Raw genomic sequence first — 22,241 nt, forward strand, 5'->3', positions numbered from 1 at the left:
GATGGGTATTCATGTCATCAAGATGCCCGACATCGGCGAAGGCATCGCGGAAGTGGAACTGGTCGCCTGGCACGTGAAGATCGGCGACATGGTGGCCGAGGACCAGCCGCTGGCCGACGTCATGACGGACAAGGCCACGGTCGAGATTCCCGCGCCGGTGGTCGGCCGCGTGGTCGCGCTGGGCGGGGACGTGGGCCAGGTCATGGCGGTGGGCGGTGAACTGATCCGCCTGGAGGTCGAAGGCGAGGGCAACCTGAAGCCGGGCGCCGATGCGCCGCCGGCCAAGGCGGCTGCGGCTCCCGCTGCGGCACAGCCTGCCGCCGCAGCGCCTGCGCCGCAGCCCGCGCCAGCGCCGAAGGCTGAGCCTGCCGCACCCGCGAAACCGGCCGCGCCGCCCGCTGCGCCGGCCAAGCCCGCGCGCCAGGCGTCCGCCGCTGTCGCGCGCCAGCCCGGCGACAAACCGCTGGCCTCGCCGGCGGTGCGCAAGCGCGCCTGGGACCTGGGCATCGAACTGCGCTACGTGCACGGCAGCGGCCCGGCAGGCCGGATCCTGCACGAAGACCTGGACGCCTATCTGCAAGGCCAGGGCGGGGGCGCTCAAGCCCGCGGCGGCGTGGCCTACGCCGAGCGTAACGACGAGGAAAACGTGCCGGTCATCGGCCTGCGCCGCAAGATCGCGCAGAAGATGGCCGAGTCCAAGCGCCGCATTCCGCACTTCAGCTACGTCGAGGAAATCGACGTGACCGAGCTGGAAGAGCTGCGCGCCAGCCTCAACCAGAAGTGGGGCGCGACGCGCGGCAAGCTCACGCTATTGCCGCTGCTGGCGCGCGCCATGGTGGTGGCGCTGCGCGATTTCCCGCAGATCAACGCGCGCTACGACGATGAGGGCGGCGTGGTCACGCGCTACGGCGCGGTCCACATCGGCATCGCCACGCAAAGCGACGGCGGCCTGATGGTGCCGGTCATGCGCCACGCCGAGGCGCGCGATCTCTGGTCCATGGCGGCCGAGATCGTCCGTCTGGCCGAGGCGGTGCGCACGGGCAGCGCCAGCCGCGACGAACTGTCGGGGTCGACCATCACTATCACCAGCCTGGGGCCTTTGGGCGGCATCGTCACCACGCCGGTGATCAACCATCCCGAGGTCGGCATCGTGGGCGTGAACCGCATCGTCGAGCGGCCCGCCATCCGCAATGGCGCCGTGGTGGCGCGCAAGCTGATGAACCTGTCGTCGTCCTTCGACCACCGCGTGGTGGACGGCATGGACGCGGCGCGCTTCATCCAGGCGGTGCGCGCGCTGCTGGAGCAACCCGCGCTGCTTTTCGTGGAGTAAGCATGAGCCAGATCACTAAGACTACGACTTTGCTGGTGATCGGCGGCGGCCCTGGCGGCTACGTCGCCGCCATCCGCGCCGGCCAGCTGGGCGTGCCGACCATTCTGGTCGAAGGCGCCCAGCTGGGCGGCACCTGCCTGAACATCGGCTGCATCCCCTCCAAGGCGCTGATCCACGCGGCCGAGGAATTCGACAAGGCGCGCCACTACGCGGGCAAGTCGGCGCTGGGCATTTCCGTGTCGGCGCCCGCCATCGACCTGGCCCAGACCGTGGCCTGGAAGGACGGCATCGTCGGCAAGCTGACCGGCGGCGTTGCTGCGTTGTTGAAGAAGAACGGCGTGGAAGTGGTGCGCGGCTGGGCCCGGCTGCTGGACGGCAAGACCGTGGAAGTGGATGGCGGCGAGTCCGGCGCCATCCGCATCCAGTGCGAGCATCTGCTGCTGGCGGCGGGCTCCGAACCGACGCCGCTGCCGTCCATGCCGTTCGGCGGCATGGTGGTGTCGTCCACCGAAGCCTTGTCGCCTTCCAGCATTCCCAAGCAATTGGTGGTGGTGGGCGGCGGCTATATCGGCCTGGAACTCGGCACCGTGTACCGCAAGCTGGGCGCCGAGGTGGCCGTGGTGGAAGCGCAGGACCGCATCCTGCCAACCTACGATGCCGAGCTCACCAAGCCGGTGGCTGCCGCCTTGGCGAAAATGGGTGTGGACCTGCACCTGGGCCGCAAGGTGCTGGGCCTGAACGGCGCCGGCAACGCGGTGCGCGTGCAGGACGCGGCGGGCGTCGAAACCCTGCTGCCGGCAGACCGCGTGCTGATCGCGGTGGGCCGGCGTCCGCGCACGCAGGACTGGGGGCTGGAAAGCCTGCAGCTCGACCGCAAGGGCAACGCGCTGCGCATCGACGACCAGTGCCGCACCTCCATGCGCGACGTCTGGGCCATCGGCGACATCGCCGGCGAACCCATGCTGGCGCACCGCGCCATGGCGCAGGGCGAGATGGTGGCCGAGCTGGTTTCGGGCAAGCGCCGCCACTTCCTGCCTGCTTCGATCCCGGCGGTCTGCTTCACCGACCCCGAAGTCGTGGTGGCGGGCCTGTCGCCTGCCGAGGCGGAAAGCGCGGGATTGGACTGCCTGACGGCTTCCTTCCCCTTTGCCGCCAACGGGCGTTCGATGACGCTGGAATCCACCGACGGTTTCGTGCGCGTGGTCGCGCGCCGCGACAACCACCTGATCGTGGGCTGGCAGGCGGTGGGACGCGGCGTGTCGGAGCTGTCGACGGCGTTCGGCCAGTCGTTGGAAATGGGCGCCACGCTGGAAGACGTGGCGGGCACCATCCATGCGCATCCGACCCTGGGCGAAGCGGTGCAGGAAGCGGCGCTCAAGGCGCTGGGGCACGCGCTGCATATCTAGGAGGCGCAATGGAACGCCGCGCTTGCGCGGCGTTCCACCGCAAGCCCGGACAGTGCCTAGCGAGGGGTTACGGCTTGTGCCAATGCGGCGCTGAATCCTTCCACCGCAGGGTTGCCTTGGTCGCGCAACGCTGCCAACACCACCTGGGCCGTGGCTCCAGCCACATCGCGCAAAGGCAGGAAGCGCAATGAATCCGAACGCATTCGGGACAACGATTGGGGCACCAGTGCAGGGCCGACGCCGGCTTCCACCAGCGTCAGCAAGGTGGGAATGACGCTTTCCTGCGCGATTTCCGGCTTCAGCTGCGCACGCGCGTACAGCGCCTGGATCATATTGCGGAAGTACGGCGAGATGTCCTGGCGGTAGCCCACCAGGGGAAATTCCAGCAGTTCTTCCAGCGAAACATCACGCTGATGCGCCAGCGCATGATCATGGCGCAGCGCCACGCGCAGGGGCTCTTCGTAGACGACGCGGGTCACGATATCCGCATCCAGCGGATGCGGACGCATCAGCGCCACATCGACCGCGCGCGACCGCAGCGCGGGCTCCATGTCGACGGAGTTCATTTCGCGCAGATCGATGCGGACTTCGGGGTGCGCATCGCGGTAATGGCTGAGCGCCGACACCAGCGGCGAGCTTGCCGCGCTGGGCGTGATGCCTATCACCAGCGACCCGGTTTCGCCGCGGGCCGTGCGCCGCGCCTGCCGCAGCATCAGCTGGGTGTCCGCCGCGATCTTGCGCGCCCGCTCGTACATGATTTCGCCGGCGGGCGTCAATTTCACCGAGCGCGTGGTGCGCACGAACAGCGGCACGCCGACGATCGCTTCCAGTCGCTTGATCTGCTGCGTGAGGGGCGGTTGGGTCATGAACAGGCGTGCCGCCGCCCGCGCGAAGTGCAGTTCTTCCGCCAGCGTGCAGAACAGGACCAGCAAGCGACCGTCCACGAAGATTAATTCTGATTTCGACATAATTAGGGCGAAATTACATATTGGACATAGATTAGTCGAGTTCCTAAGATGCCGCATCGCTACACACCGCCGGCATTCCGGATCCGCACATGTCCCTCGCTTCCATTTCTCCGTCAGTCGCTGCCATCGCTCAAAGAGTGCGGGATGGCGAAGCGGCGGTGTTCGCGGCGGCGCGCCAGAGCCTGGCGGCCATCGCGCGGCAAGATCCGGCAATCCGCGCATGGAGCCATGTGCTGCCCGCCGTGGCGCTGGAGCAGATGGAACCGGCGCGGCACGCCGCCGGCGCGCTTGCCGGCGTGCCCATCGGCATCAAGGACGTGATCGACGTGGCCGACATGCCCACCGGTTTTGGGGCGCCTGCCTTGATTGCCGGCAATGCGGCGTTCGACGCCTGCAGCGTGGGCATGTTGCGCGCGGCGGGCGCGATTCCGGTGGGCAAGACCGTGACGGCCGAGTTCGCGTTCAGGACGCCGGGCCCCACCCGCAATCCGCATGCGCTGGCGCACACGCCTGGCGGCTCCTCGAGCGGTTCCGCGGCCGCGGTGGCGGCCGGCATGGTGCCAGCCGCGCTGGGCACGCAGACCGGAGGTTCGATGATCCGCCCGGCGGCGTATTGCGGAGTGGTGGGATTCAAACCGAGCGCCGGGCGCGTGTTCCGGGACGGCATGAAGCTCACCTGCGAATCGCTGGACACCATAGGCTGGTACGCGAATAGCGTGGCGGACGCCCAGCTCATCGCGGACGTGCTCGTGGGCGGCGCGCACGCGCCCGTACCGTCCGGCCGCCAACTGACCGTCGCGGTGCAATTGAACAATCCGAAAGCCGGATTGTGTGCCGAGAGCCATGCCGAGATCGATCGCGCCCATGCGGTTCTGGCCGCGCATGGCGTGCAGTGCGTGCCAGTGCAAGCCGAGCGCGAGACGGCGCTTTTGCTGCAGGCGCACGATGTGATCATGCACTACGAGTTCGCGCGCAGTCTGGGGCCGGTGGTGGAACGCCAGGGTCATGCATTGAGCGCCGTCTTGCGCCAGGCGGTGGCGCGTGGCCTGGCCATCGGGGCAGGGGAGTACCACGAGATGCTCGGGATTCAGGCCGCGCTGCGCCACGGATGGGGCGCGCTCTATGGCGGCGCCGACCTGGTGCTTACGCCCAGCACGCCGGGTCCGGCGCCCCTTGGGCTGGAGCACACCGGCGACGCTTCATACAACAAGATCTGGTCGGTGCTGGGGTGGCCTTGCCTGCACCTGCCGACCGGATTCAGCCGCGCGGGACTGCCCATGGGCATGCAATTGGTCGGCGATCTGGGCAAGGACCTGGCCTTGCTCGCCGTCGGCCGGGATTTACATCATCTGCTGAAACAGCAAGGGGAATGAAATGGGATTCAAGAAACTGAGGCAGGGCGTGCTGGCCCTGTGCGCCGCCGCGGTGGTGACGGGATTGGGGCAGGCGCATGCCGCTTTTCCCGACCGTCCGATCAATGTCGTCGTGCCTACCGCGGCCGGCGGCACGGTGGATATCGTTGCGCGCATCATGGCGGAAAAACTCGGCGCTGAACTGGGACAGCCGGTGGTTGTCATCAACAAGCCCGGCGCTGGCGGCGTCGTGGGCACGCAGGCGTTCCTGCGCGAGCCGCAGGATGGCTACACCGTGCTGTTCACGGCGAACAGCAATCAGCTGATCGTGCCTTGGGTCTACAAAGACGCGAAGTTCGATCCCATCAAGGACTTCGCGCCGATCGCCGCAGTGGGTGAAGTGCCCAACGTGCTGTGCGTGAACCCGGCCTTTCCCGCGAAGGACATGAAGGAATTCATTGCCTTGATCAAGGCCAATCCGGAGAAGTACCAGTACGCCTCGGCCGGGGCGGGAACCTTGAACCATTTGCTGGGCGTCATGCTGGACCAGATGGGCGGGCTGCGCATGCAGCACATCCCCTATCGCGGCGTGTCGCCAGCCATGGCGGATGTGATGGGCAATCAGGTGCCGATGCTGTTCGCCAGCCTGCCCTCGGCCGTGGAAGGCATCAAGGCCGGCAAGCTGCGCGCGCTGGGCGTCAGCAGCGAAAAGCGCAACGCCTTGCTGCCCGACGTCCCTGCCATCAACGAAGCCATACCGGGATTCCGCGGCGACCTGTGGGTGGCGTTCTATGGCGCAAAGGAAGCGCCCCGCGCGGCGATCGACACCTTGCATCTGGCCATCCGCAAAGTCCTGGCCGACCAGGCGCTGCAACAGAAGTTCGACCAGCTGGGGGTCACCATGATGCACGACGGCCCGGCCGAGCTGGCGGCGCGGCAGCAGGCCGAGTACATGCAGTGGAAGCAGGTCGTGCAGGCCTCGGGAGCGAGTCCGGATTAAGGCCTAACGGCTGCCGTCGATATACGGCCGGGCCTGCAGGATCAGGATGTTGTCGCCCTGCACGGCCCATTCGATATCCTGGTCCGCGCCGCCCAGGCGCTGCTTGACCTGGCTGCCTACCGCGGCCAGGCGCGCCACCAGGGCATCGTTCAACACCTGGCGCGCGCCCTCGATCGGCACTTCGCGCACGCCGCCCGCCGCATCCGCCACCAACTGGGTGTCCTCGGCTGAGCGGGTCAGTACCTGCACTGCCTTGGACCAGCTGGAGTACATCAGCTGTTCGGCCTGCCGCTTGCCTTCCACCACCTTGATGCCCAGGCCGCGCTTGGCCGAGATGTAGGTGACGTAGCGGCGCGAGGCGTCGAAGGGATCGCGGGTGATCATGACGCCCGAGCTGTCAGACGCGGCGGCCTGTTGCACCAGCACCGCCATCACCACACCGTCCTGGCCGATGCCGGCCGCGCGCCGGGCTTCGTAGGCTTCGTAGTTGTAAACCGAGGCCCACACGGTCTGCACGGCTTGCGCCAGCGCGTCGGCCTGCGTCACGTTGGGCACGGTGGTGTAGAGCCCGGCGCCGCTGAATCCCGGCAGGTCTTCGGAATTGGACGAGCTGCGCACGAATACGCCGCGGCCCTGCAACTGCTTTTGCCAGCGTTCGCGCCAGGCCGCGGCCAAGGCCGGATCGGGCTGGGCCTGGATGATGTCCTGGCGCAGCGCGGCCAGTTCGGCGCGGCGCACGTTGGCATCGCTGGCGAAGTCCGCCCGCTGTTCCAGCGCGGCGATGCGTTGCGGCACGCGCAGCTGCGCCATGAATGCCGCGTACTGCGCGAAGGGGATGCAGAAGCCGTCCGGCACGGTGGCCGCGGGTGGCAGCGCCGACTTCAGCGCGCCCAGGTTGGCCGCCTTCACGCCGCAATGGCGGCTGTCGCGTGTGACCATGCCGGAGAGCGGCTTGATTGCCTTCACCGTCAGGTCGGGCTTGGGCAGCGGCCGCGCGGTCTTGGGCGGCGGCGCGGTTTCAGGCTTGCCGATGCGCTGCACCTGATAGGCATTATTGGTGACGGTCAGCTCGACCCACTGGCCGTCGTGCTCGCGCAGCGTCGCCACGGCATCGCGCACATAGGCATTGGGGATGCGCCAGCCTTTGGCCAGCAGATTGACATGGGACAGCAGGGTGGAGGGCCGTTGCGTGACCAGGCCGGCCACGGGCGGCAGCGCGACCGGGACCTCGTCCAGCACCAGGATGTCGGTCGGCGCCAGATCCGGCGTGTCGTCAACCGAGGCCACGATGCGTAGCCGGCCCTGGGCCTGCCCCGTGTTCAGCGGCAGGAAGGTCTGTTCGCGCAGCAGCGATTCCTGCGTCACGGCCTTCAGGCCGGCGTTTTGCGCGAGCTGTTCATGCAGCGTGGAATTGGCCTTGAAGCGCACCGGTTGGTAGAAGCTGGCCTGCAGTTTCTCCTCGGTCAGCTGCAGCAGTTCCGGAGTGAGCCGGTCGCCTTCCCAGAATTCATAGGTGTAGCCGGGCAGGTCGCGCTGCCAGCTCAGGGTGCCGAACAGCAGACGCCGCTGCGGGTCCTTGTACTGGGCGATCAGCGTGGCTTTGTCGTCGGCGGGCAAGAGGCGACGTTCACGTGCGAAGTGCTCGTGCAGCGAGTAGCGCGGTGTGTTGAGGTAGTAGATCTTGCCGCCCTGTTTCCGGTCGATCACGAACAGTACGTGCGGGATTTCCAGCGGCGTGCCGGGGTTGTAGACCCGGGCCAGCTGCAGGAATTCGGCCTGGGTCTGGATTTTCCCCAGAAAGGCCGGCCCCGCCTTTTTAGCGTCTTCCGCTGGCTGCGCCGCGCGCTCGTCGGGAGTCAACGGCCGCGAGTTCTCGTAGGGCGAAGGCTTGCGGGCAGTCTGCGCCTGGACGGACGGGCCGAAGCCGGCGGCTGCCCCAGCCAATGCGGCCAGGACGATCAGGCGGGTCAGGTGGCGGGAGGAAAGGCGGCGGCGGGCGGGTGATGGACGCATGGACGGGCGGGCGGGGCGCAGGGAGCCGCGATGATATCGGAGTGGCGCGGGCGGTTGTTTCTGGATGTGGCCAACTATGCGTTGACGTTGCTGCCGGACGCAAAATACCCAATTTCAGTGATATGCATGGGGCCAAAGATGGCGTGTAATGCCGCCCAAGGCTATATCGCGCCCGCCGGCGCCGCGAGAAACCGGCCATCTCCGCACGCGATGATGGAAACGGTTTTTCGTAGGGTCTTTTCAAAGGAGCAGCCATCGCTGCTCCTTTTTTTCGTGGCCGCTCGGGGAAACTCCCTATCTTCTGAGGACGCGCCGCCCGTTGACAGCGGCCTTGCACGAATCGATACTTGAATCAAGTACGTATACGTACAAAATGACAGGCGTCGCATCGGCCTAACGGGTTCCCACTGCTCTCGCAAAGGAGTAAGCAATGAAGGACGGCGAAATTCTTTCCGGATTCCTGGCTCCCCACCCGCCGCACCTGGTGTACGGCGAGAACCCGCCGCAGAACGAGCCGCGCTCGCGCGGCGGCTGGGAAAGCCTGCGCTGGGCCTACGACCACGTGCGAGAGAGCATCGAACGCCTGCAGCCCGACGTGCTGCTGGTGCATTCGCCGCACTGGATCACCCAGGTGGGCCACCATTTCCTGGGCGTGCCGCGCCTGGCGGGCCGCTCGGTCGATCCGATCTTTCCCGACCTGTTCCGCTACGACTTCGGCATGGACGTGGACGTGGAACTGGCCGAAGCCTGTTGCGAGGAAGGCAGCAAGCTGGGCCTGGTCACCAAGATGATGCGCAATCCGAAGTTCAGGGTGGACTACGGCACCATCACCACGCTGCACATGGTGCGGCCGCAATGGGACATCCCGGTGGTGGGGCTGTCGGCGAACAACACGCCGTACTACCTCGACACCCAGGAAGGGCAGAAGGAAATGGACCTGCTGGGCCGGGCCACGCGCGAAGCCATACGCAAGAGCGGGCGGCGGGCGGTCCTGCTGGCCAGCAATACGCTGTCGCACTGGCATTTCCACGAGCAGCCCGAGGTGCCCGAGGACATGTCCAAGGAGCATCCGGCGCGTTACGACGGCTATCTGTGGGACATCCGCATGATCGAACTGATGCGCAAGGGCAGGATGGGCGAGGTGTTCGAACTCCTGCCCCAGTTCATCGACGAAGCCTTCGCCGAAGTGAAATCCGGCGCGTTCACCTGGATGCACGCGGCCATGGGCTATCCGCAACTGGCGGGCAAGTTCCATGGCTACGGCACCGTGATCGGCACCGGCAACGCGGTGATGGAATGGAATCTGCAGGAGGCCGGGCTGTCCCGCCTTGAAGCCCCCGCTGGCGTTACGGCCTAGCCGTTGGAGACATGCCATGACCCTCGTTTCCGCATTTCTCGTTCCCGGCAGCCCGCTGCCGCAGTTGCGCAGCGACGTGGCGCCCTGGGGGCGGCTGCATCAGGCGCTGCGCGCGGCCGGCGAGTCGCTCGCCGCTTCCCGGCCCGACGTGGTGCTGGTGTATTCGACGCAGTGGATGGCGGTGCTGGACCAGCTGTGGATCACCCGCGCGCGCAGCACCGGTGTGCACGTGGACGAGAACTGGCACGAGTACGGCGAGCTGCCCTTTGACATCGCCAGCGATACGGGCTTGGCAGAAGCCTGCGTGCAGGGCTGCCGCGACGCCGGCATCCATGCGCGCGGCGTGGACTACGACCAGTTTCCCATCGATACGGGCACCATCACGGTCAGCACGCTGATGGGCTTCGGCAGCGACAAGCTGCCCGTGACGCTGGCGGCCAATAACCTGTATCACGACAACGCGCAGACGGAGCAGCTCAGCCGCATCGCCTTGCAGGCGGCCGCGGCCCAGGGCAAGCGGGCGGCGGTCATCGGCATAGGCGGCCTGTCCAACACCATGTTCCGCGAGCCTGTGGCGCCGGAATCCGACCGCTTGATCTCCCAGACCGACGACGACTGGAACCGCCGCATGCTGGCGCTGCTGGAAAGCGGCGACGCCGGAAAACTGCGTGAACTCATGCCCGAGTACGCCGGGCAGGCCAAGGCGGAGATGGGCTTCAAGCACATGTCCTGGCTGCTGGGCGCGGTGGGCGACCGGTTCCGCGGCGCCAATGTGCTGGAATATGCGCCGCTTTATGGCAGCGGCGGAGCCGTGGTGGAATTCAAGCTGGATTGAACACGCGCCGAGCCGTGGCGCGTACCGCGCGGCGCCTTCGAGGGGGCGCCAATCCCCGTGCTCAGGCAGCGCCCGCCAGCGTCACCGGTATCTCCCTGGCCCCCGCCGTGCGGCGCCATTGCGCCGGCCCCGACACATGCAGGTTGCCGCCCGCCGCGTCCACCGCCACGGTCACGGGCATGTCCGTGACTTCGAATTCGTGGATCGCTTCCATGCCCAGGTCCTCGAACGCGACCACCCGGGCGCTGCGGATGGCGCGGGAGACGAGATAGGCCGCGCCGCCCACGGCGATCAGGTAGGCCGCCCGGTGGCGTCGGATTGACTCGACCGCCTGCGGGCCGCGCTCGGCCTTGCCTATCATCGTCAGCAGTCCCGTGCGCTCCAGCATCATGTCGGTGTAGCCGTCCATACGCGTGGACGTGGTCGGGCCGGCAGGGCCGACGGCCTCGTCGCGCACGGCGTCCACCGGGCCCACGTAGTAGATGGCGCGGCCGCGGAAGTCGGCGGGCAGGGGCTCGCCGCGGGCCAGCATTTCGCGGATGCGCTGGTGCGCGGCATCGCGTCCGGTCAGCATGCGGCCGTTTAGCAGCAAGGTTTCGCCGGCGCGCCAGGACCCGACCTCCTCGCGGGTGAGGGTGTCCAGGTTCACGCGCCGACCGGCGCTGGATCCGCGCCCGGGTCCCAGGTCGGGCCAGAGATCCAGCGAGGGCGGGGCCAGGTGCGCGGGGCCGGATCCGTCCAGCACGAAGCTTGCATGGCGCGTGGCCGCGCAATTGGGGATCAGCGCGATGGGCTTGGCGGCCGCATGCGTGGGGTAGGTCTTGATCTTCACGTCCAGTACCGTGGTGAGGCCGCCCAGGCCCTGCGCGCCCACGCCCAGCGCGTTGACGCGCTCGTGCAGTTCCAGCCGCAGCGCGTCCTCGGGCGTCAGTGCATCGCCGCGCTGCGCCCGCGCCTGCAGTTCGTGCATGTCCAGCGGCTGCATCAGGCTTTCCTTGGCCAGCAGCACCGCTTTTTCGGCGGTGCCGCCCACGCCTATGCCCAGCATGCCGGGCGGACACCAGCCCGCGCCCATGGCGGGTATCTGCGCCAGCACCCAGTCGACGACGCTGTCGGCCGGGTTCAGCATGGCCAGCCGCGCCTTGTTTTCCGAGCCGCCGCCCTTGGCCGCGACCGTGACGGCCACGCTTGCGCCCGGCACGATGCGTGTGTTGATAACGGCGGGCGTGTTGTCGCGGGTATTGCCGCGGCTGAACAGCGGGTCCGCCACCACCGAGGCCCGCAGCGGATTGTCCGGGTCCAGGTAGGCGCGCCGCACGCCGGCGTTGACGGCGTCCTCCAGGCTGCCGCCAAAGCCCTCCCAGCGCACGTCCATGCCGACTTCCAGGAAGACGTTGACGATGCCGGTGTCCTGGCAGATCGGCCGCTTACCGATGGCGGCCATGCGCGAGCTGGCCAGGATCTGAGCCATGGCGTCGCGCGCTGGCGCGCTGGCTTCGCGTTCATAGGCGCGGGCCAGGTGCGCGATGTAGTCGGCCGGATGGTAATGGCTGATGTATTGCAGCGCGCTGGCGATGGATTCGATCAGGTCGTCCTGGCGGATGAAGGTGCTCATGGCGTGCGAGGGCAGGTGGCTTTGGCAGAGGATCAAGTTCAATCGGCGTGCAGCGTGACGCCGGGCCGGTCCTTGACCAGGCTCACGGCGACGAACGACACCACGGCCATGGCGATGACGTAGACGCCTACGTGCCAGGACTGTCCGGTGGCGGTGATGATGGACTGCGCGATCATCGCGGCGAAGGCGCCGCCCAGGATGGAGCCCAGCGCGTAGCCTGCCGACACGCCCGAGTAGCGCACGTCGGCCGGGAACATCTCGGCGTACAGCGCGGCCTGCGGGCCGTAGGTCAGGCCCAGCGGCACCGACAGCACGGCCAGGGCGAAGGCGAATTGCATGACGTCGCCGGAGTCGACGAAGGACCACATCGGTATGGCCCACAGCGCCAGCAGCACGTAGCCGAGCTGGAAGGTGCGCACGCGGCCGATGCGGTCGCCCAGCCAGCCGCCCAGCAGCGTGGTGCCCAGCCAGCAGGCCGCGGCCAGCGTGCAGATCATCAGCACCTGCTGTGGCGGCATGCGCAGCGCCCGGCTGCCGTAGCTGATGAAGAAGCCGACCAGCAGGTAACCCGCCGTGCTGTTGCCCACGAAGATCAGCGTGGTCAGCAGGATCTGGCGCGGATGTTTGCGCAACAGCGTGCCCAGCGGCGCCGAGGAATGGCTGCGGCGCGACTGCATCTCCAGGAACACCGGCGATTCCTCGACTGCGCGGCGGATGAAGACGCCGACAATGATGAGCGCGATGGACAGCAGGAAAGACACGCGCCAACCCCAGGCCATGAAGTTGTCGGGGCCGACCAGGGAGGTAATGCACCACAGCACGCCGGTGGCGACGATCATGCCCAGCGGTACGCCGATCTGGGGGAAGGCGCCGAACAGCGAACGCCGGTCGCGCGGCGCGTGCTCGACCGCCATGAGCGCCGCGCCGCCCCATTCGCCGCCGGCGGAGAACCCTTGCAGCACGCGCAGCGTCACCAGCATCACCGGCGCCCAGATGCCGATCTGCGCGTAGGTGGGCAGCACGCCGATTAGCGCGGTGGACACGCCCATCAGGATCAGCGTGGCCGCCAGCACCCGCTTGCGGCCGTAGCGGTCACCCAGATGGCCGCAGACGATGGCGCCCAGCGGCCGGAACAGGAAGGCCACGCCCACCGTCGCGAAGGACAGGATCAGCGACAGCTCGGGATTTTCCTTGGCGAAGGGCGCGAAGAACAGCGAACCCAGCACCAATCCCGCGGCCTGGACGTAGATGAAGTAGTCGTACCACTCGATGGCCGAGCCGACCAGGGTGGCGGCCAGTACCTTGCGATCGTCGGCGCTGACCAGCGGGCCGGATGCGGACCGGCGGGCGGAAGCGACGGCGGCGCCGTCGGCGGGAATTTCTGTCTGCATGGTTGTCTCCGTGGGGGAATGCGGCGGTTCAGCTTCTTATTGGGAGGCGTTGCCTAGGCCGCGGCGCTCTGCGGCGCGTCGGGCTGGTTTTCCGGACGGGCCGCTACGAACGCGGGCAGGCTGGCGCAGGCCTGGACGATGGCGCGGACCCGTTCGAAGGGCGTCAGGTCCGCGCCGTAGCGCAAGGCGTTGTAGACCTGCGGGATCAGATAGCACTCGACCAGCGTGGGCGCGGCGCCCAGCGCGTAGCCGCCGTCCTGCGCCACGGGCAGCGCCGCCTCGAAGGCCTGGAAGCCCTCGGCGCACCAGTGGCGGTACCAGTCCTGGATCTGTTCGTCATCCGCGCCGAACTGGGCGCGCAGGCGCTTGAGCGCGCGCAGGTTGTTGAGCGGATGCATTTCGCAGGCGACCAGTTGCGCCAGCGCGCGGGCCTGCGCGCGCAGCGCCGGATCGGCCGGCAGCAGCGGCGCGCCGGGATGCCGCTCGTCCAGGTACTCGATGATGGCCAGCGACTGCTGCAGGCGCAGGCCGTCGATTTCCAGCATGGGCACCAGGCCGAAGGGCGCGAGCGAGCGGTAGGCGGGCTGCTGGTGCTCGCCCTTGACCATGTGCCAGGTGACCTGCCGGTAAGGCAGGCCTTTCAAGGCCAGGGCGATGCGGACCCGGTAGGCCGCGGAACTGCGCCAGTAGCTGTGCAGGGTGAGGGCAGGCGTATCGGCCATGGCGGTCTCCGGTCAGGCGGCGGCGGGCTCAGAAGCGTCGGCCGATACGGTGCCAGGCATGGGGCGCGTGCCGGGAATGCGCACCTGCTGGTCGATGTCGCCGAACAGGCTTGCGCCCGCGTCGTCGCGCATGCCGATGCGCACGCGGTCGCCATGCTTGAGGAAGGGCGTGCGCATTTCGCCGTCGCGCAACTTCTCCCGCACGCGCGCCTCGACCAGGCAACACACGCCGGCCGCGTCGCTGGCATTCGAAATGGTGCCGCTGCCCACCAGCGTGCCCGCGCCCAGGCGGCGCGTGCGGGCCGCGTGCGCGATCAGTTCGCCGAAGTGGAACTGCATTTCCTCGCCCGCCTGGGGCCGGCCGATCTGTTGGCCGTTGAGCCACACCTGCATGGCGCGGTGCAGCTTGCCGCCGCGCCAGTAGGGGGCGAGCTCATCAGGCGTGACGAGTACGGGCGACAGCGCCGAGGCGGGCTTGCCCTGCAGGAAGCCGAAGCCCTTGGACAGCTCTGGCAGCACCACGTTGCGCAGGGTCACGTCGTTGACCAGGCCCAGCAGCACGATGTGTTCGAGCGCCGTGTCGGCGTCCACGCCCAGCGGCACGTCGTCGGTCACCACCACGATCTCCGCTTCCAGGTCCACGCCCAGTTCCTCGCTGGCGGCGGTGATGTCTTCGCAGGGGCCCAAGAAGTCATCCGACGCGCCCTGGTACATCAGCGGATCGGTCAGGAACGAAGGCGGCATCTCGCCGCCGCGGGCGCGGCGCGTCAGCTCCACGTGGTTCAGGTAGGCCGATGCGTCCAGCCATTGGTAGGCGCGCGGCAAGGGGGCGGCGCAGCGGGCGGGGTCGAACGGGAGGCTGGCGCCGTCGCCGGCGTTCAACGACTCATATTCGGCCTGTAGCAGCGGCGCGGCGCGGGCCCAGTCGTCCAGCGCCTGCTGCAAGGTGGCCGCGATGTGCGGCACGGCGCGCATGCGGGTCAGGTCGCGGTTGACGATGGCCAGGACGCCGTCGCGGGCGCCGTTGGTCAGGGTGGCGAGTTTCATCTTCAGGTACTCCGTATCGGATAGGCAGGCCCGCGCCGGGGCCTTGTCGTGCGGGATCAGGCGGTGAGTTCGGCCCACATGTCGCGGTCGCGCTGGGCGGTCCAGACGCGCGGATCGGCGATGCCGCTGGCCTCGTCATAGGCGCGCGAAACATCGAAGGGAATGGCGTGTTCGTAGATGACGACGTGACCGAACTCGGGGTCCATGACGCGGCGCGTGTCCTCATAGACCTGCTTCAGGCTCTTGCCTTGCTCCACGCCCTGGCGCGCGCAGCCGTACAGCGTTTCGACCCAGCCGCGCGTGTAGCCGATGGCTTCGCGGCAGGCGGCGGGCGTGGTCAGCGCCGGGCCGCGGCCCGGCACCATCTGGCGCGGTTGCAGCGCTTGCAGCGCGTCCAGCGTGGCGGGCCAGTCGGACAGATAGGCGTCGCCCGTGTACACGCCCGCGTTGAACTCCACCAGGTCGCCGGAAAAACAGATGCCCTGCGAAGGAATCCAGACGATGGAGTCGCCGCGGGTGTGGCCTGCGCCCAGGTGCAGCATGCGCACTTCGAGGCTGCCCAGGAACACGGTCAGTTCGCGCTCGAACACCACGGTGGGCCAGGTCAGCCCGGGGATGGTCTCGGCGGACTGGAACAGCCGCGGGAAGCGGCCGATCTCCGAGTCCATGTCGGCCTGGCCGCGTTCGACGATGAGCTCATGCGTGCCGCGGCTGGCGTACACGTTGGCCGCGCCCTCGGCGGCGAAGGCCGACGCGCCCAGCACGCGCACGGCGTGGTAGTGCGTCAGCGCCACGTGGCGGATGGGCTTGTCCGTGACGCCGCGGATCGCGCGGATCAGCGCCTGCGCCATGGCCGGCGTCGCGGTCGCGTCGACCACCATCACGCTGTCGTCGCCGATGATCACGCCCGAGTTTGGGTCGCCGTCGGCAACGTAGGCGTAGGCGTTGTCGGACAGGCGTTCGAAGGAGATCTTCTTTTCCGCCAGGTCGGCCTGGGAGGCGAAGGGTTTGCTCATGGTGTTCCTTTAATGAATGGAAAGTGGGCGGTTCAGCTGGCGTGGACTTGGCCGCGCTGCTGGCTGCTGGTGCCGGTGGCGCCGGGCATCAGCCCGGCGGCCTTGTCGCGGGTCCAGGCGGCCAGGTCGTCGTGGGCGCTGCGGCGCTTGCGGGCCACGTAGTCGTCCACGGGCAGGCGCAGGGTCAATTCGAGCCGGATGCCGTTGGGGTCGAAGAAATAGATGGAGCGGATGAAGTGGTGGTCGGTCGGCCCCACCACGTCGACGCCGTGGGACAGCAGTCGCTGGCGCATCCCTTCCAACTCGGCCTCACCGCGGATTTCCATGGCGAAGTGGTTGACCCAGCGCGGCGTGGCGGGATCGGGCTGGCTGAGTCCGTTGTCGCCCAGATCGAAGAAGGCGATGTGGGAGCCATCGGCGAATTCGAAGAACAGGTGCACGAAGGGGCAGTGCTCGCCCGTGGAGGGCACGCGTTCTTCCTTGACCACGTGCACCAGCGGCAGGCCCAGGATGTCTTCGTAGAAATGCCGGGTTTCTTCCGCGTCGCGGCAACGCCAGGCGAAGTGGTGCAGGCCCTGGATGGCGGGGCAGGCAGGGGGGTGTTGCAGCGTCATGGCGCCGTCTCCGTGGTTCATGGAATGTTCAAGGCGGGCGAACCGGGCTGGCTCGCCAGTATCTCGTCGACCGCCGCCTGCACACGGGCCGCGTCGTCCACGGCTTCGATGAGCAGAAGCGACAGCCGGGCCAGGCTGTCGCGCTGGGCCGCGGGGTCGGGCACGTTGGTCAGTGCAATGAGGCGCTCGAGCAGGTCGTCAAGCTGTTGCTGGGATAGCGGCATGGCTGGCGCCTCCGGTTGAGCGGTAGAGGCCGCGGGCCTCGGGCAGGGATTCGGGACAGGCGCCGGGCGCATCCAGCGCCGCGCTGATCCAGGCCTGCACGGCCTGGGGATCGCGCGTCTCGGGCGTGGCGGCGGCCATGACGTGCTGGTCGGGGCGCAGCAGCCAGGCCTGGCCATCCAGCGTCTGGCCGAGCTGGTGCGCCAGAGCCGCGCGTCCGCGTTCATCGCACAGCGGTCCGACGGCGGCCCAGCGCAGCAGGCCGTCGTCGTTCTCTACGCCGGCCGGCAGGGCATCGCCGAACACCAGCACGGTGAACCAGGGGCCAAGCAACCCGTGCAGCGTCAGGCCGTCGCTTTGCCGCAGCACCACGTTGGGCAGCGCGCGCCCGGCCAGGGCGTGCGGGCCGCAAGCCAGCGCAGATTCGGGATAGATGGCCGGCATGCACAGGCGGCCGGTGTTGATCATGCGGGCGGCGACGGCGTGGCGCGGCGCCAGGTCGATGATGGCGTCGCGCCACAGCGCGGCCGAGCGGGCCGCGCCCGGGTAGACGAAGCGCGAGGAGCGGCGCGCCTGGCGGATGTTCTCCATCGCGGCGTGCTTGCGCTCCACGCTGTAGGTGTCCAGCAGGGAGTCGCCCGCGCGGCCTTGCAGCAGCAGGGCCAGCTTCCAGCCCAGGTTGTCGGCGTCCTGGATGCCGCCGTTGCCGCCGCGCGCGCCGAAGGGCGCGACCAGGTGGGCCGAGTCGCCCGCGAACAGCACGCGGTCGTGGCGCAGGCTGTCCAGGCATTCATGGCGGTAGGCCCAGACGCCGTGCCAGGCGATGTCGAATTCCACGCGTTCGCCCAGCAGGTCCCACACGCGCTGGCGCATCGCCGCGTCCGTTGCCGCCTCGGCCGGGTCTTCGTCCGCGCGCAGTTGGAAATCCAGCCGCCAGGTGTCATCGGCCATCTTGTGGCGCCAGACCGCGCGGCCATGGTTGCTGCGCGCGTCCAGCCAGGTCCAGCGTTCCTCCGGCCAGGTGGTGTCGCGCAGCACGATGTCGATGATGATCCAGCGGTCCTCGGTCTGGTCGTAGACCCGCGGACTCAGGCCCAGCATGCCGCGCACCGCGCTCTTCGCGCCGTCGCAGGCGACGACCCATTGCGCGCGGCACAGATAGACGCCGTCGGGCGTCTCCACCTGCAGCGTCGCCGGGCCGTCCGCTTGCGGTTCGATGCCGGCGACGCGGTTCAACCAGCGCAGCTCGGCCAGCGGCTCGCGCATCAGCGCGTCCACCAGGAAGGCTTCCAGGTAGTACTGCTGCAGGTTGACGAAGCCGTTGTGGCGCATGTCGGGCTGGTCTTGCAGCGTGAATGAGGCCACCGCCATGTCGCGGCACAGCACGCGGCCCACGTTCCAGCGCACGCCCTTGCCGACCACGTCGCCGGCCATGCCGAGCCGGTCGAAGATGTCCAGCGTGCGCTGCGCCCAGACCATGCCGCGCGAGGCCAGGCCACGCACGCCGACGGTGTTGTCGTCGTCCAGCACGACCACGGGGATGCCGCGCCGCACCAGATCCAGCGCCAGCGTCAACCCGGTCAATCCGGCCCCCACGACCGCCACCGGATGCGGATCGCGGCGCGGGCGGTCCATTTCCTCGGGCCTGACGTATGGATAGATGGGAAGCTCTTTCATCGTTTTCCCTAGTTCGATGTGGTTTGTTGCAGGCCCCACTCTAGGAGCGCCGCGCGGGTCCGTCATGTCCTCACGGAAGAGGACATCGCGGCGGCGGGGGATGACCTTAGAATCGGGAAAACACGCGCAAGCGGGGGAAAACGACACCATGGAAGAGACAAACAACCCTATGCCCGCGGGCGGGGGGCCGGACCGTTGGGCCGAGTCCGCCGTCATGGACCTGGGCGGTCCGATGTTCCATGCCGCGCTGTTGCTGGCGTTGCGCGAAACCGTGGCCGCCGACCACGTGTCGCACGTGTTCTACGGCCACGAGGGCTCGGTGCAGTATTCGTCGGCCGCCAGCCTGCTCAACCAGTCCCTGATCGAATGGACCACGAATGTGTTCGTGGACAACGAGTTCTACCGGCGCGACCCCAATTACGGCCTGCTGCGCGACATGGCGTGCCGGCCCGGCCACCATCCCGACCTGGTCGTCCAGACCGCGTCGCCCGAACGCATCGCGGATGACGAGTACCGCCGCGTATTGTTCGAGCGCCCGGGATTTGCCAGCAAGATTTCGCTCATCGGCTGCCGCGACGAGGGCATCAGCTACCTGAACCTGTATTTCTCGCACGCCCATTCGCCGGACGTAGCCGAACTGATGCGCGGGCGAGCGCCCCTGCTGATCGCGTTGGCGCGGCGTCATCACCAGTTGTGCCGCGCGGAAACGGACGCGCCGCGCGCGCCGTCCTGGTGCAGCGGCCTGTCGCTGCGCGAGATCCAGGTGGCGGACTTGCTGCGCCAGGGCCATACGGCGAAGGAAGTGGGGCGCGAACTGGGCCTGTCGCCCACCACCGTGGTCACCTACAAGAACCGCATCTTCAAGAAGAACAACGTGGCCAGCCTGAAGGAGTTCCTGATCAAGGCGCCGGCCGCGCGCGCCGTGCCGGCCTGTATGCCGGAGGCGGGCGGACGCTGAGCGTCGGGGCTGCTGCTGCCGGGTTTCGGCGCCGGCTCGCGGGCGTCGGGTAGCGCTTGCCCGCGGCCCAGGTCGACGCCGTCGCCGCCGGCTTCGGCATCGCGCAACTGGCGACCTGGCTGGCGGCCGACGCCTTGCGCGACGGTCGGGTGGTCGAGGTGCTGCCGCAATTGGCCACCGAAGGCCTGCCGCTGTACCTGGCGTGGCCGCTGGGCAAGCAGTTGCTGCCCAAGGTGGATGCGGTGGTGGAAATGCTGGGGGAGTCACTCAGCATCGTGTAGCGGGCGGCCGCAATATCGTTTGGTCTGAGAAAGTGACGGCCCTGCGCCGCGCTGTTCCTACGTCTTCTACGCTCATGGTGGGAGGAGGACGGCTCAAGTAAACAGTTCTGTTTATTTATTCAACATTTTTGTTTATGCTCAATCAGGCCGTGACCATCGGTCATGAAATACAGCGAATTCAAGAGATGGCTGGAACGACAAGGGGCAGTGTTTGTGCCGCATAAGTCAGGCAGCAGCCATTACCGGGTTACCTTGAACGGCGTGACCACTATCTTTCCACATCATGGGTCCAAGGAAATGGGCAAGCATCTGGAAAGCGAAATCAAGAAACAGCTCGGTTTGAAATGACGCCGTGCGTCACGTGGATAGCCTTGCCTGGCACATTCATCAAACGGAAGCCCAAATGCTGACCTATCCCTATACCCTGACTCGCGACTCCAACGATACGTGGCTAGTCCGGTTTCGCGATATTCCAGAAGCGCTAGCCGTAGGGCAGGACGTCGATGAGGCGGCAATCAACGCCGAAGAGGCGCTCGAAGCTGCGCTGGAGATCTACTTCGAGGCGCGTCGCCCCATTCCCATGCCCTCCAAACCTGCCAAGGGCCAGGCGTCAGTAACCTTGCCCGCCTTGGTCACCAGCAAGGTTTTTCTGTCGAACGAGATGATTCTTCAGGGGGTGCGCAAGGCCGAGTTGGCGAGGCGCATGGGGGTTCACATGCCGCAAGTGGACCGGTTGCTCAACGTGCGACACGCATCCCGGATCGAGCAAGTCGAATCCGCTCTCGGGCAGCTTGGGCGCCGCCTGGACGTGTCGATTGCCTGAGGCTGGCAAGCCTGCAAGTCCCGCATGTCAATGAAAATCGGCCCCGCTAACGGGGCCGATCATCTTGCATCGGAAAACCAGGCTTACTCCGCAGTTTCCTGCAGCACGCGCCGGGCTTCCTCGGCCACGCGCTCGGGGGCGGTGCCGCCCACGTGCTTGCGGGCCGCGACCGAGCCTTCCAGGGTCAGGACCTGGTGCACGTCGTCGCCGATGCTGGCGTGGTAGGCCTTGAGTTCGTCCAGCGACAGGTCGGCCAGGTCGCAGCCGCGCTGTTCGCAGTCGCGCACGGCGTGGGCCACGACTTCGTGGGCGTCGCGGAACGGCACGCCGCGCTTGACCAGGTAGTCGGCCAGGTCGGTGGCGGTGGCGAAGCCTTGGAGGGCGGCGGCGCGCATGTTGTCGGCCTTGACCTTGATGCCGCCGGCCATGTCCGCGAAGATCGTCAGCGTGTCGCGCACGGTGTCGACGGTGTCGAACAGGCCTTCCTTGTCTTCCTGGTTGTCCTTGTTGTAGGCCAGGGGCTGGCCTTTCATCAGGGTCAGCAGGGCGACCAGGTGGCCGTTGACGCGGCCGGTCTTGCCGCGGGCCAGCTCGGGCACGTCGGGGTTCTTTTTCTGCGGCATGATCGAGCTGCCGGTGCAGAAGCGGTCGGCCAGGTCGATGAAGCCCACGCGCGGGCTCATCCAGAGCACCAGCTCTTCGGACAGGCGCGAGACATGCGTCATGATCAGCGCGCCGGCGGCGCAGAATTCGATGGCGAAGTCGCGGTCGGACACGGCGTCCAGCGAATTGCGGCACACGCCGTCAAAGCCCAGGGTCTTGGCGACGCGCTCGCGGTCGATCGGGTAGGACGTGCCGGCCAGGGCTGCGGCGCCCAGCGGCAGGCGGTTCACGCGGCGGCGGCAGTCGGCCAGGCGCTCGGCGTCGCGGCCGAACATTTCGGCGTAGGCCAGCAGGTGATGGCCGAAGGTGACGGGCTGGGCGACTTGCAGGTGCGTGAAGCCGGGCATGATGGTGCCGGCGTTGTCCAGGGCCACCGTGGCCAGGGCGTGGCGCAGCTGGCGCAGCAGGTCCAGCAGGTTGTCGATTTCGGCGCGCAGCCACAGGCGGATGTCGGTGGCGACCTGGTCGTTGCGCGAACGGCCGGTGTGCAGGCGCTTGCCCGCGTCGCCCACCAGTTCCACCAGGCGCTTTTCAATGTTCAGGTGGACGTCTTCGAGGTCGAGCAGCCATTGGAAACTGCCGGCGTCGATTTCGGACAGGATCTGTGTCATGCCGCGCTGGATGTCGGCCAGGTCCTGGGCGCCGATGATGCCCTGGGCGGCCAGCATGTCCGCGTGCGCGAGCGAACCCTGAATGTCGTAGCGCGCCAGGCGCTTGTCGAAATCCACGGACGCCGTATAGCGCTTGACGAGTTCGGAAACCGGTTCCGAGAACCGGGCGGACCAGGCCTGCGCCTTGTTGGCGAACTGGTTTTGATCGGGGGAGGGAGTGTTTGCCATGATGGGCGGAATTATAGGGCCTGGCGCGCAAGGCCGCGCCGCCGGGCGCGGGTTCCGCGGGGGCGAACCCTCCGGCCCGGCCTTTGTCGGATAATCCTGGATTAGTTTCAAG

At 67.8% G+C, this 22,241-nt stretch carries 21 protein-coding genes; 10 read left to right on the plus strand and 11 right to left on the minus strand.

Translation table 11 applies throughout. The features are described from left to right. The first annotated feature begins 1 nt into the window (after window position 1). Together IB257_RS00770 and lpdA are read left to right on the plus strand one after the other, a co-directional pair. Entirely contained in the window at window positions 2-1,330 is a 1,329-nt protein-coding gene (locus tag IB257_RS00770) for a dihydrolipoamide acetyltransferase family protein (protein WP_175213194.1), read from the plus strand. A gap of 2 nt (window positions 1,331-1,332) precedes the next feature. After that, window positions 1,333-2,736 (plus strand): dihydrolipoyl dehydrogenase, encoded by a 1,404-nt coding sequence (lpdA, locus tag IB257_RS00775; protein WP_119449133.1) that lies wholly within the window; start codon window positions 1,333-1,335, stop codon window positions 2,734-2,736. A gap of 56 nt (window positions 2,737-2,792) precedes the next feature. Here the strand turns inward: lpdA and IB257_RS00780 are convergent, their stop codons facing one another. Then, on the minus strand, window positions 2,793-3,680 hold the full coding sequence (locus tag IB257_RS00780; RefSeq protein ID WP_244958633.1) for a LysR substrate-binding domain-containing protein: 888 nt from the start codon (window positions 3,678-3,680) through the stop codon (window positions 2,793-2,795). 113 nt (window positions 3,681-3,793) lie between these two features. On the opposite strand from IB257_RS00780, the gene IB257_RS00785 reads away from it, so the two are divergent. Together IB257_RS00785 and IB257_RS00790 are read left to right on the plus strand one after the other, a co-directional pair. Further along, window positions 3,794-5,077: an amidase gene (locus IB257_RS00785; protein ID WP_192491720.1), complete on the plus strand. Its 1,284-nt coding sequence runs from the start codon at window positions 3,794-3,796 to the stop codon at window positions 5,075-5,077. 1 nt (window position 5,078) lies between these two features. Next, complete coding sequence (locus IB257_RS00790) at window positions 5,079-6,056, plus strand: tripartite tricarboxylate transporter substrate binding protein (RefSeq protein ID WP_192491721.1); 978 nt, start codon at window positions 5,079-5,081, stop codon at window positions 6,054-6,056. Between the two features lie 3 nt (window positions 6,057-6,059). Here IB257_RS00790 and IB257_RS00795 read toward each other — a convergent pair whose 3' ends face one another. Continuing rightward, on the minus strand, window positions 6,060-8,069 hold the full coding sequence (locus tag IB257_RS00795; protein WP_192491722.1) for a PEP/pyruvate-binding domain-containing protein: 2,010 nt from the start codon (window positions 8,067-8,069) through the stop codon (window positions 6,060-6,062). A gap of 430 nt (window positions 8,070-8,499) precedes the next feature. On the opposite strand from IB257_RS00795, the gene IB257_RS00800 reads away from it, so the two are divergent. Continuing rightward, the gene (locus IB257_RS00800; protein ID WP_054456579.1) at window positions 8,500-9,426 is read left to right on the plus strand and encodes a tRNA U-34 5-methylaminomethyl-2-thiouridine biosynthesis protein; all 927 of its coding nucleotides are present in this window, start codon (window positions 8,500-8,502) and stop codon (window positions 9,424-9,426) included. A gap of 16 nt (window positions 9,427-9,442) precedes the next feature. After that, a complete protein-coding gene (locus IB257_RS00805) occupies window positions 9,443-10,261 on the plus strand; it encodes a tRNA U-34 5-methylaminomethyl-2-thiouridine biosynthesis protein (RefSeq protein WP_192491723.1) in 819 nt (272 codons plus the stop codon). A 61-nt stretch (window positions 10,262-10,322) separates the two neighbouring features. On the opposite strand, the gene IB257_RS00810 is transcribed toward IB257_RS00805, so the two are convergent. From IB257_RS00810 to IB257_RS00845, 8 genes are read right to left on the minus strand one after another with little or no spacing between them, the layout of a single operon-like run. Next, window positions 10,323-11,876 carry a fumarate hydratase gene (locus IB257_RS00810; protein WP_192492136.1) on the minus strand — a complete coding sequence of 518 codons (1,554 nt, stop codon included), beginning with the start codon at window positions 11,874-11,876 and terminating at the stop codon, window positions 10,323-10,325. A 38-nt stretch (window positions 11,877-11,914) separates the two neighbouring features. Then, the gene (locus IB257_RS00815; RefSeq protein WP_175163930.1) at window positions 11,915-13,267 is read right to left on the minus strand and encodes an MFS transporter; all 1,353 of its coding nucleotides are present in this window, start codon (window positions 13,265-13,267) and stop codon (window positions 11,915-11,917) included. A gap of 53 nt (window positions 13,268-13,320) precedes the next feature. Beyond that, the gene (gene maiA, locus IB257_RS00820; RefSeq protein WP_119449485.1) at window positions 13,321-13,989 is read right to left on the minus strand and encodes a maleylacetoacetate isomerase; all 669 of its coding nucleotides are present in this window, start codon (window positions 13,987-13,989) and stop codon (window positions 13,321-13,323) included. A 12-nt stretch (window positions 13,990-14,001) separates the two neighbouring features. Beyond that, complete coding sequence (locus tag IB257_RS00825; RefSeq protein WP_192491724.1) at window positions 14,002-15,036, minus strand: fumarylacetoacetate hydrolase family protein; 1,035 nt, start codon at window positions 15,034-15,036, stop codon at window positions 14,002-14,004. Between the two features lie 56 nt (window positions 15,037-15,092). Next, window positions 15,093-16,052 carry an MBL fold metallo-hydrolase gene (locus IB257_RS00830; RefSeq protein WP_192354152.1) on the minus strand — a complete coding sequence of 320 codons (960 nt, stop codon included), beginning with the start codon at window positions 16,050-16,052 and terminating at the stop codon, window positions 15,093-15,095. A gap of 32 nt (window positions 16,053-16,084) precedes the next feature. Further along, window positions 16,085-16,687, minus strand: coding sequence for a VOC family protein (locus tag IB257_RS00835; protein ID WP_225588707.1), 603 nt, complete (start codon window positions 16,685-16,687; stop codon window positions 16,085-16,087). Beyond that, a complete protein-coding gene (locus IB257_RS00840) occupies window positions 16,684-16,890 on the minus strand; it encodes a DUF2783 domain-containing protein (protein WP_192491725.1) in 207 nt (68 codons plus the stop codon). Before IB257_RS00840 ends, IB257_RS00835 begins: the two co-directional genes overlap by 4 nt. Further along, the gene (locus IB257_RS00845) at window positions 16,865-18,565 is read right to left on the minus strand and encodes an FAD-dependent oxidoreductase (RefSeq protein ID WP_192491726.1); all 1,701 of its coding nucleotides are present in this window, start codon (window positions 18,563-18,565) and stop codon (window positions 16,865-16,867) included. The genes IB257_RS00840 and IB257_RS00845 overlap by 26 nt, the downstream gene beginning before the upstream one ends. A 148-nt stretch (window positions 18,566-18,713) precedes the next feature. On the opposite strand from IB257_RS00845, the gene IB257_RS00850 reads away from it, so the two are divergent. The 4 genes from IB257_RS00850 to IB257_RS00865 all read left to right on the plus strand — a co-directional run bounded on the left by IB257_RS00850 (window position 18,714) and on the right by IB257_RS00865 (window position 20,627). Continuing rightward, a complete protein-coding gene (locus tag IB257_RS00850; RefSeq protein ID WP_119449488.1) occupies window positions 18,714-19,523 on the plus strand; it encodes a helix-turn-helix transcriptional regulator in 810 nt (269 codons plus the stop codon). Between the two features lie 56 nt (window positions 19,524-19,579). Further along, the gene (locus IB257_RS00855; protein WP_225588708.1) at window positions 19,580-19,804 is read left to right on the plus strand and encodes a LysR substrate-binding domain-containing protein; all 225 of its coding nucleotides are present in this window, start codon (window positions 19,580-19,582) and stop codon (window positions 19,802-19,804) included. Window positions 19,805-19,966: 162 nt separating this feature from the next. Continuing rightward, window positions 19,967-20,152, plus strand: a complete 186-nt coding sequence (locus tag IB257_RS00860) for a type II toxin-antitoxin system HicA family toxin (RefSeq protein WP_119449491.1) — start codon at window positions 19,967-19,969, stop codon at window positions 20,150-20,152. A gap of 55 nt (window positions 20,153-20,207) precedes the next feature. Continuing rightward, complete coding sequence (locus tag IB257_RS00865) at window positions 20,208-20,627, plus strand: type II toxin-antitoxin system HicB family antitoxin (protein WP_054456849.1); 420 nt, start codon at window positions 20,208-20,210, stop codon at window positions 20,625-20,627. 83 nt (window positions 20,628-20,710) lie between these two features. On the opposite strand, the gene argH is transcribed toward IB257_RS00865, so the two are convergent. Then, window positions 20,711-22,129, minus strand: coding sequence for an argininosuccinate lyase (argH, locus tag IB257_RS00870; RefSeq protein WP_054456589.1), 1,419 nt, complete (start codon window positions 22,127-22,129; stop codon window positions 20,711-20,713). Between the last annotated feature and the right edge of the window lie 112 nt (window positions 22,130-22,241).

The sequence above is a fragment of the Achromobacter sp. ACM03 genome, assembly GCF_014851665.1.
GTDB classification, from domain to species: domain Bacteria; phylum Pseudomonadota; class Gammaproteobacteria; order Burkholderiales; family Burkholderiaceae_B; genus Achromobacter; species Achromobacter aegrifaciens.

Coding starts and splice junctions, on each gene's coding strand:
- IB257_RS00770 (WP_175213194.1), top strand. CDS start 2: ATGGGTATTCATGTCATCAAGATGCCCGACATCGGCGAAGGCATCGCG.
- lpdA (WP_119449133.1), top strand. CDS start 1,333: ATGAGCCAGATCACTAAGACTACGACTTTGCTGGTGATCGGCGGCGGC.
- IB257_RS00785 (WP_192491720.1), top strand. CDS start 3,794: ATGTCCCTCGCTTCCATTTCTCCGTCAGTCGCTGCCATCGCTCAAAGA.
- IB257_RS00790 (WP_192491721.1), top strand. CDS start 5,079: ATGGGATTCAAGAAACTGAGGCAGGGCGTGCTGGCCCTGTGCGCCGCC.
- IB257_RS00795 (WP_192491722.1), bottom strand. CDS start 8,069: ATGCGTCCATCACCCGCCCGCCGCCGCCTTTCCTCCCGCCACCTGACC.
- IB257_RS00800 (WP_054456579.1), top strand. CDS start 8,500: ATGAAGGACGGCGAAATTCTTTCCGGATTCCTGGCTCCCCACCCGCCG.
- IB257_RS00805 (WP_192491723.1), top strand. CDS start 9,443: ATGACCCTCGTTTCCGCATTTCTCGTTCCCGGCAGCCCGCTGCCGCAG.
- IB257_RS00810 (WP_192492136.1), bottom strand. CDS start 11,876: ATGAGCACCTTCATCCGCCAGGACGACCTGATCGAATCCATCGCCAGC.
- IB257_RS00815 (WP_175163930.1), bottom strand. CDS start 13,267: ATGCAGACAGAAATTCCCGCCGACGGCGCCGCCGTCGCTTCCGCCCGC.
- maiA (WP_119449485.1), bottom strand. CDS start 13,989: ATGGCCGATACGCCTGCCCTCACCCTGCACAGCTACTGGCGCAGTTCC.
- IB257_RS00825 (WP_192491724.1), bottom strand. CDS start 15,036: ATGAAACTCGCCACCCTGACCAACGGCGCCCGCGACGGCGTCCTGGCC.
- IB257_RS00830 (WP_192354152.1), bottom strand. CDS start 16,052: ATGAGCAAACCCTTCGCCTCCCAGGCCGACCTGGCGGAAAAGAAGATC.
- IB257_RS00835 (WP_225588707.1), bottom strand. CDS start 16,687: ATGAACCACGGAGACGGCGCCATGACGCTGCAACACCCCCCTGCCTGC.
- IB257_RS00840 (WP_192491725.1), bottom strand. CDS start 16,890: ATGCCGCTATCCCAGCAACAGCTTGACGACCTGCTCGAGCGCCTCATT.
- IB257_RS00845 (WP_192491726.1), bottom strand. CDS start 18,565: ATGAAAGAGCTTCCCATCTATCCATACGTCAGGCCCGAGGAAATGGAC.
- IB257_RS00850 (WP_119449488.1), top strand. CDS start 18,714: ATGGAAGAGACAAACAACCCTATGCCCGCGGGCGGGGGGCCGGACCGT.
- IB257_RS00860 (WP_119449491.1), top strand. CDS start 19,967: ATGAAATACAGCGAATTCAAGAGATGGCTGGAACGACAAGGGGCAGTG.
- IB257_RS00865 (WP_054456849.1), top strand. CDS start 20,208: ATGCTGACCTATCCCTATACCCTGACTCGCGACTCCAACGATACGTGG.
- argH (WP_054456589.1), bottom strand. CDS start 22,129: ATGGCAAACACTCCCTCCCCCGATCAAAACCAGTTCGCCAACAAGGCG.